Raw genomic sequence first — 7,623 nt, forward strand, 5'->3', positions numbered from 1 at the left:
GGTCACTGTCCACGACAGCAGCGTGCTGACCTTGGTCTTGAAATCGACCAGGTAGACCAAGTGCAAGACGAACCATGCGAACCAGGCGATGAGGCCGCTGAACTCCAGCGGACCGATCTTGGCCACCGCAGAAAATCGTGACACCGTGGCCATGGAACCCTTGTCGAAGTACTGGAACGGTTCACGTTCTGCCGGATCGGCGCCGGCGAGTTCACTCTTGATCGCGGTGGTCACGTACTTGGCACCCTGAATGGCGCCCTGTGCCACCCCCGGCACGCCCTCGACGGCCGCCATATCACCGATGACGAACACGTTGGGATGGCCGGGGATGGACAGGTCGGGCAACACCTTGACCCGTCCGGACCGGTCGAGTTCGACAGATGACTGCTCGGCAAGATCGCTGCCCAGCGCGCTGGCTGAGACCCCGGCGGACCACACCTTGCAAGCAGATTCGATGCGCCGGATGGTCCCGTCGGAGTCCTTGACCGTGATGCCGTCGCGGTCGACGTCGGTGACCATCGCACCCAGCTGGATCTCCACGCCCATCTTCTGCAACCGCGCGGCCGCCCGCTGACCCAATTTCTCGCCAAATGGCCGCAACACGGCGGGGGCGGTGTCAAGCAGGATCACCCGCGCCCTGGTTGAGTCGATGTGCCGGAACGCGCCCCTCAAAGTGCAGTCGGCCAACTCGGCGATCTGCCCGGCCATTTCGACACCAGTGGGGCCGGCTCCCACGACGGTGAAGGTCAGCAGCTTGGCGCGTCGTTCCGGATCGCGGGACCGTTCAGCCGCCTCGAATGCGCCCAAAATGCGGCCCCGCAGCTCCAGGGCGTCGTCGATCGACTTCATGCCGGGTGCGAACTCGGCGAAATGGTCGTTGCCGAAGTACGACTGCCCGGCTCCGGCGGCGACGATCAGGGTGTCGTACGGGGTTTCGTAGGTGTGGCCGAGCAAGTCCGATACGACGAACCGCCCAGCCAGGTCGATATGCGTGACGTCACCGAGCAGCACCTGGACATTGCGCTGCCTGCGCAGGACCAGCCGGGTAGGCGGGGCGATATCGCCTTCGGATACGACGCCCGTCGCAACCTGGTACAGCAACGGCTGGAACAGGTGATGGGTAGTGCGCGCAATCATCTTGATGTCGACATCGGCCCGCTTGAGCTTCTTTGCGGCATTGAGTCCGCCGAATCCCGATCCGATGATGACGACTTGATGCCGACGCTTCGTTTCAGCTGTGACTTCGGTCTGGGGACTCATCTTCCGTTACTCCTGACGGGGCTCATCTCTTCGCGGTGGCGGATCACGTTGGACCCTTCCTGGGCGGTCAGCTGGATATCGCTCTTGGCAAGCGATTACCCGCAGCTCCTTGCTGTCGCGACCTGTTTCAAAGCATGCGGGCTCGACGAAGAGATGTCGTTACCGCCACCGGCAAATGGATACACCTGCCAGCAGGTAAAGTGGCGCAAAGTGGCGACCTCCTGACGAACCGTCAGAATTGCGCTGGTTCACAACATCTTTCAGCGGTTCGGTTAGCGCGTCGATGTCTGTTGCCGGTACTGCACGCCGTCGGTGTGCGTTGTGAAAACAGATCGAGGTAGCCTCGGGACGTGCTAGAAGCACAACGTATCTGACGCGCAGCCGACCAAGCGACAAAGGAACGCAATGCCGAACAGGCTGGGTCGCTGACGAATCGTCACAATCGATCACGTTGACCCGAGCAGCGATCGTTGACTCCGGATCCGATGGCCCCGCATTTGCGCGCGCCAAAGCATCTCCGTCTGCGTCCGCGCGGGTCAAGGAGCCGCGTTGGGGAGATGGCTGATCGCGGTTATGACGGATCGTCGGAATCGACCATGCTCCAGAACCTTTCGCGTTCGACGAACAAGTAAGTGAAATAGGTGCTAGCCGGTATATGGGACTGCGGGTGGCATGGAGGTTTTCGCCCGTGTCGACGGCGACACTCTTAGCAGGGCGTTTCGAGCCTGACAGAAGTCACGTTCGCGGAGACGCCGATCTGCGTGCAAGGAGAACGATGGAGATGAAAAACCTTAGGATCGCTCTATGGGCAGCCGCCGGGTTAGCTGCGGCGAGTGTCGGGTTGGCCTCGCTGCGGACGACTCCGCCGGCGGTGAACCTAGCCGACTGCCCTTACGGCTGGTACTGGGACAACGAGAGACAAAACTGCCTCCCGCCTGGCCTGCCAAAAGATCCCCCCCATGGGTGCCTTACCGGCGACGGCACGCATGCCAACGGCACCATCTGCGTCAACTAGCACCATGCCGGCAAGCGGCCTTCGCGCGATTGGTGGTTACTCGGGCCACACTGACGCAGGGACGGCGCAACCCGAATCCGTCCCGGCGCTGCTGCGGCAGTTGGGTGTGCACAACGCGTCAGTTATCGAAGAGGCAGACACCTTGCGGGCCTGGCTTCGTGACTATATCCCCACTCGGGAACTTCGGGTCAGCATGCGCCAAAACGGCTACGGGATCCTCCTCGACCAGCGATTTGGACGGCCACCGAGGCGAGCTACCCAACTGACCCGCGCGCTACGAATGCGGCGGCTTGTTTGACGCGTGAGCGGTCCGACGTACCAAAGGTTTATTCAGACGGACCCTTCGGCGAACTGGCGGCCAATTGCGCGCTGCGGGCATTTACCGCTGCCAAGATCGCGACGACGCGGCCGCTCGCCTCTATCACTGGACGGTGTACTGTATCGACTCCGGCGTCGCTGAAATCGCCCGGCTGGCGCGTGCCATCACCACCTGGCGCGAGGAGTTTCTGGCCTTCCTCAGCGCCGGCCGCGTCAGCAACGGACCCACCGAAGCCGTCAACCTCTTGATCAAAAAAACAAGCGTTTCGGTCACGGATTCCGAAACCAACTACCGGCTACGCCCACTTCTGCACGCCGGTCGCTCGTAGCAGCCATGGGTCGATCCTTGGCGCGATGTTCTTCGCGATCCACCGGCCTACGCCGGTCGCCAAGAAGGCGGCGTAGGCGCGGATCGGGGGGCTGACCCGGTCGGGAGGATCGACCCGTGGCAGATCATCGCTCGGGGTGCTCGGTGAGGCGTTGTGGATGGTCATCGTGACGAGAGTCCTTTGTGTCGCGCGGCGAAGAGCTCGTCACCTTTGATTTATGGATGGAGAACCGGATACCCGGATCACTTTCGGCGACCCGGTGAGGCACTCAGGTTTAGCGGCTCGAAGACAATCACTTGGCGCACGCCATTTCGCTCCATGTGGCTGTCATGCGCGGGCCACATCTCGATAAGCCTCGGTACGTTGCGCGTGACTTCTTCCTCTGTCGCGGGTCGCGACAGATAGTTTGCAGCGGTGCCGCCGATCTCGATACGTGCCGTTGGGTTGGCGAGTAGGTTCTTCGGCCAACTGGAGGCTGCTTCTAGCCCGAAGTTCTCGCAAGCGGCGACGAGATTCTTGCCATCCCGCACGTAGTGCAGCGGAACCGTTCGGTCTTTGCCGCTTCTTCTGCCTTTCGTCGTGAGCAACATCGTCGTCAGCTGCGGACCGCTCATGGACAGTCGGCCTCGGCTCGCGCGGATCAGCGCCCGGTCTACCCGTGAGCCGACGTGCTTCAGTGAATAGAGAGAACCAGCGGTAGTGACCGACCCGCCGCATCGCGCGAAGATACAGCTCATACGGCTCACTCATGGTCGCCCACCTTTCGATCCCGCCCGGGCCCTATCAGAAGGGTCGGGGTCAGCCGCTGTACATATTTACGGATATATAAACGCATATCCGGATCGCGTCGAAACGGTACTGCGATTTCCGCGTCTTTGCAAGTCCCTGTCTGAACTGGTCGGAAGGGCTTGCTAGCGTCAGCCGCATGCCTGCCCGCCCGCATCGCACGGTCGACCGCGTGATCGAGATCCTCGAGACGGTGTCGTTGAGCCCGCGGGGCGTGACCTTGCCCGAGCTGGCAGCCGCTCTGGATGCGGCGAAGAGCTCGGTTCAAGAGCTGACCAATGGACTGCTTGCCCGCGGATATCTCGTCGAGAGAGAGCGCCGATTTCATCTTGGGCCCGGGCCGTTTGTCCTCGCGGCCCGCGCGAACAAGCTGGCCGCGCTGTCACTCGATCACCAGTTCGTGGCCGAGGTGGGAAACCTTCTAGGTTGCACCGTCCTCGTCGGGGTGCGCGTCGGGGACGCCATCATCTTCACCGACCTGGTGGGCGAAGAATCACCGAGCCTGAGGTTCGTCGCGCGCATCCACGCCCGTCGACAGCTGTATACCAGCGCCGCCGGAAAAACGTTGCTCGCCAACGTCCCCGACGAGGAGATGTACCGCCTCCTCGACCTCGCTAGTCCAGAACAGGCAGGCGAGATACAACAATTCCTCGCCGAGCTCCCCGAGATCCGGTCCCGCCGCCTGGCCTTTAACCGGGGAGTCACGCTCGCGGACGCGTTTGCCGTCGCCACACCCCTGCTGACACCCGACGGGAGTCTGATCGCGGCGATCAGTGCGGCCGTCGATGCCTCGCAAGCGGATCGTCTCGACGAGATCGGCGAAGAGCTCAAGAAGGCCGTCGCCACCCTCGGCCCTCAATATGGCCTCAAATCATCTTGAGCCACAACGTGTTCGCGGGGCCCCGCGGCATCGTCCAGCTGGCCAGAAGGCCCCGCTACTACTACCAGTAACCGCAATTGGGCGCTAGCGCCGACGACATTTCGCGGTGGGCGATCAAGGATTGGGAGCGCGTGTAGTAGTCGTTGTCCCAACTCTGAGGAAACGTCAGACCGCAGCAGCGCTGTTCGGGCTCACACAGCTGCTTCACAATCAGCCCGAGCGTGACGCCGCGCAGCCCGCCGATCGGCTAGCTCAAGACTTGCTCGTGGTGTACGGGCTGTCCGCGGAGGAGGCACACGAGGTCTGCGGGCGAGCACTGCTCGACCTCGACGACCTCGTGGCCGGCGGTGCGCCGGATCGACCTGATATCACGGTCACCGCGATGCCCGCCGATGCCGGTCCCCGGTCATCAGACCTTGCCCAGGCCGGAAACCAAAAGTAGGAAACCAATTGCGCCGATCATAATGGCGGGAATGGCCTGGCGTCGCGCGCTTATCCAATCGTTGAGCCGCCGCACGACGGCGAGTTTCTGTAGCGGCGACGTGAGATAGGTAATCAGGGGGACCTCGACGACCGTAAACGCCACGACGGTGAACATGAGGGCCGCGCCAACTTGCGCAGCAGCAGTGGGTTCCGATGCCATGATCGCGATGATCGCCGCAATGTACTCGACAGGCGGCGTCGCCAATGCGACGCAGGCGACAAACGCTACCGCCAGTGACCCGCCTTCGAGCCGGCCGCGGATCGACAATCGGCTGGAGCCGGTCGGTGCGTTCGGCTCTAGCAGCAGGACCGCGGACTCACCGCCGGTCACCGGCACGGCTGTGCGCTGACGCGCCCCGAAGCGCGCCAGCATCAGCGCGGCGAGGGACACCGCTAGCACCGATGGCAAACTGCAGGTATGCGACACTCCGGCTGCTGGCGGCCGAAACCAATGCTGTCTCAACCGAAAGCGTCAAGTCGCGTAGGAAGAGCAGCGCACCCACAGCGGCCACAATTCCCGCTGCCATCCCGCCGACCCAGAAGGCAACCAGATTGAGCATGGGCCTTGGCCGTGAAATCAAGAGCGCCGTGATCCCGATCCGGACCGGGTCGATTGCGGCCAGCAGGGACAGCGCGAGAACTGCGCTGGACACAGCCCCGGCCTAATTCCCGGCGGCTGTCGCTGTGCTAACGCGAAAACCGTTGCAGCGACGCCGAAGCTGGGCTACTATCGACATATTTACAGTGTGGCTGATGAAGCGTTCGGTGTCGGTACAACTGGCAGCCATTCGCCCTTGCCCGAGGCGTTCCGGTGTGCGTGGTGCCGTTTGGGCGGGACCAATTCGAGGTCGCACGGCGGGTGGAGGTGGCGCGCTGCGGAACCCGTCCGCCGGCGAGGAAGCTGACCGCGGCTCGGCTATCGGCTAAGGTCCGACAGGCGATGACATACGGCGTGCGGCGGGTCGCCGCGGGTTTCGCAGCGACCGGCGGTGTCGCTCGGGGCGCTGAACTCATCGAGCAACGCGTTCTCAGCGGCGCGCCCCCAGCTTCAGTTCGTCAGCCAGCGCGAGCATCTGACTGAATCACCCCGCAGGAGTCGGACCATTCGGTCGCGCTCCTCGCAAAGAGCCACAGCGACATGACGGCGAAAGTAAGAATATTTTCCTGTGAATCGCTCGGTTTTCCAACTGTATTGGCGTTGCGCCTTCCTGCAAGCGCCATCGCACAGTGCATGCAACATGTGGAGGCCACTGCGCGTCCCGAGGATAGAAGGTGTCAGGTGTCGAGAAAGCCCCGGAGACAAGAGAATCAATGCGCTCATCTACGTTCGGCAAATAGGTCTATCACCGCGCGCAGCACATCGGCCTCAACTCGAAGATAGGTTCGCGACACATCCGAGAGCTCTACGCTGCCCAGCGCCGCGTCGAAGCGATTCAGCGTCGGGCCACCTATTGGGGGCGGCCGGCGCGGCCGACGGGTATCTGGCTCGCCAGTTTCGCCATCACCTTGTACGGGATATTCGCGAGCACGCTCAACCAAACGTGTCGATGCAGGTCACGCCGCGGAGTCGGGCTCGGTCAGCTCGTCGAGGTCAGGCAGCGGTCGACGGCAGATCTCCGCGGCCTCGTCGGCAGGCAGGCCGAACATGATCAGCACGTCGCGGGTGGCGCGATCGGCCGCCTCGGAATCGCTGCGTTCGGTTTGGTCATGCAGCAGCTGGCCCAGCCCCAGCAGCGCGCCGCCTGCCACCGCCAATGCGAGCTCAGGATCGTCCACGGTGAACCGGTCGGCTCGCCCAGCGACACTGATGTCACGCAGAGCCCGCGGAGCCAGGCCGCGGTCAGCGGAGATCAACGTCAACCCGGCGTTGAGAAGCACCCGGCACATCTCCGGGCGCCGCCTGAACAGCCGCCCGATTAGCCGGAAACTTCGGGCGAATGTCTCCGCCGGATCCTCGCCTTCGGCGGTGAGCTTGTCGAGTATCGCGCCGAGTTCGTCGAGCACCTCGTTGACCGCCGCCTGGTATAGCTCTTCCTTACTGTCGAAGTGGTTGTAGAACGAACCCATCCCGACGTCCGCGGCCTGGGTGATCTCGAGCACCGGCACGTTGAGTTTGCCGGCCGCGACAAAAGTCTGCGCGGCGCGGACGAGTGCCGCGCGGGTGCGCATCTTGCGCCGTTCCAGGCGGTTGTCGGCGACTGGTTGCGCCTCGGTCATGCGCCGATGTTAGCAGAGAACATCAATATTGAGGATTTCGTCAGAAAGGCTTGACGGCGGGGTGTTAAGTAAGTGACGATATCGTCAGTAGATCGAGGAGACACCGTGACACCACACGTCGAGGCCCACAAAGACCTGCACAGCGAGCAGGGAGCGCTGCGGGGCGAGCACCCGGGCCGCTCGTGCAACCCCCTGATCAAGGTCCGTGATCTGGCCTGGCTGGAGTTCGAGAAACCAGACCTGGTCCGCGCGGAAGCCTTCGCGCGGGCGTTCGGGTTCAGCACGGTGCTGCACACCCCGGACGAGCTTCAGCTTCGGGGAACCGATGCCGGCTC

General features: G+C 63.1%; 7 protein-coding genes and 4 pseudogenes. 6 read left to right on the forward strand and 5 right to left on the reverse strand.

Annotated features, from left to right (window positions below):
- Positions 1-1,260, reverse strand: a 1,260-nt coding sequence (locus ACLQI9_RS01615) for an NAD(P)/FAD-dependent oxidoreductase (protein ID WP_442390848.1), incomplete at its 3' end; no start/stop codon positions are given.
- Positions 1,261-2,279: 1,019 nt separating this feature from the next.
- Between ACLQI9_RS01615 and ACLQI9_RS01620 the strand changes: the two genes are divergently transcribed.
- Complete coding sequence (locus ACLQI9_RS01620; RefSeq protein WP_442390850.1) at positions 2,280-2,573, forward strand: hypothetical protein; 294 nt, start codon at positions 2,280-2,282, stop codon at positions 2,571-2,573.
- Positions 2,574-2,637: 64 nt separating this feature from the next.
- Positions 2,638-2,922: a transposase gene (locus ACLQI9_RS01625; RefSeq protein WP_442390852.1), complete on the forward strand. Its 285-nt coding sequence runs from the start codon at positions 2,638-2,640 to the stop codon at positions 2,920-2,922.
- On the opposite strand, the gene ACLQI9_RS01630 is transcribed toward ACLQI9_RS01625, so the two are convergent.
- Entirely contained in the window at positions 2,890-3,087 is a 198-nt protein-coding gene (locus ACLQI9_RS01630; protein WP_442390854.1) for a hypothetical protein, read from the reverse strand. The genes ACLQI9_RS01625 and ACLQI9_RS01630 overlap by 33 nt on opposite strands.
- Positions 3,088-3,164: 77 nt before the next feature.
- Positions 3,165-3,672, reverse strand: a pseudogene (locus ACLQI9_RS01635) (nitroreductase/quinone reductase family protein).
- A 175-nt stretch (positions 3,673-3,847) separates the two neighbouring features.
- Between ACLQI9_RS01635 and ACLQI9_RS01640 the strand changes: the two are divergent.
- Both ACLQI9_RS01640 and ACLQI9_RS01645 read left to right on the forward strand, forming a co-directional pair.
- Positions 3,848-4,588, forward strand: a complete 741-nt coding sequence (locus tag ACLQI9_RS01640; RefSeq protein WP_442390857.1) for an IclR family transcriptional regulator — start codon at positions 3,848-3,850, stop codon at positions 4,586-4,588.
- Between the two features lie 106 nt (positions 4,589-4,694).
- Entirely contained in the window at positions 4,695-5,030 is a 336-nt protein-coding gene (locus ACLQI9_RS01645) for a hypothetical protein (protein WP_442375915.1), read from the forward strand.
- On the opposite strand, the pseudogene ACLQI9_RS01650 reads toward ACLQI9_RS01645, so the two are convergent.
- Positions 4,998-5,724 (reverse strand): annotated as a pseudogene (locus tag ACLQI9_RS01650) (GAP family protein). The gene ACLQI9_RS01645 and the pseudogene ACLQI9_RS01650 sit on opposite strands and share 33 nt — an antisense overlap.
- A 137-nt stretch (positions 5,725-5,861) precedes the next feature.
- On the opposite strand from ACLQI9_RS01650, the pseudogene ACLQI9_RS01655 reads away from it, so the two are divergent.
- Positions 5,862-6,152 (forward strand): annotated as a pseudogene (locus ACLQI9_RS01655) (glycosyltransferase); the annotation flags it as partial.
- Positions 6,153-6,625: 473 nt separating this feature from the next.
- Here the strand turns inward: ACLQI9_RS01655 and ACLQI9_RS01660 are convergent.
- Positions 6,626-7,288 (reverse strand): TetR/AcrR family transcriptional regulator, encoded by a 663-nt coding sequence (locus ACLQI9_RS01660; RefSeq protein WP_442390859.1) that lies wholly within the window; start codon positions 7,286-7,288, stop codon positions 6,626-6,628.
- Between the two features lie 105 nt (positions 7,289-7,393).
- Here ACLQI9_RS01660 and ACLQI9_RS01665 point away from each other — a divergent pair.
- Positions 7,394-7,623, forward strand: a pseudogene (locus tag ACLQI9_RS01665) (VOC family protein); the annotation flags it as partial.

It is taken from the genome of Mycobacterium sp. (assembly GCF_052143115.1).
GTDB lineage: Bacteria > Actinomycetota > Actinomycetes > Mycobacteriales > Mycobacteriaceae > Mycobacterium.

Bases quoted from the DNA above. Each gene is read 5' to 3' on its own strand.
- ACLQI9_RS01630 (WP_442390854.1), bottom strand. From the start codon at position 3,087: ATGACCATCCACAACGCCTCACCGAGCACCCCGAGCGATGATCTGCCA.
- ACLQI9_RS01660 (WP_442390859.1), bottom strand. From the start codon at position 7,288: ATGACCGAGGCGCAACCAGTCGCCGACAACCGCCTGGAACGGCGCAAG.
- ACLQI9_RS01620 (WP_442390850.1), top strand. From the start codon at position 2,280: ATGCCGGCAAGCGGCCTTCGCGCGATTGGTGGTTACTCGGGCCACACT.
- ACLQI9_RS01640 (WP_442390857.1), top strand. From the start codon at position 3,848: ATGCCTGCCCGCCCGCATCGCACGGTCGACCGCGTGATCGAGATCCTC.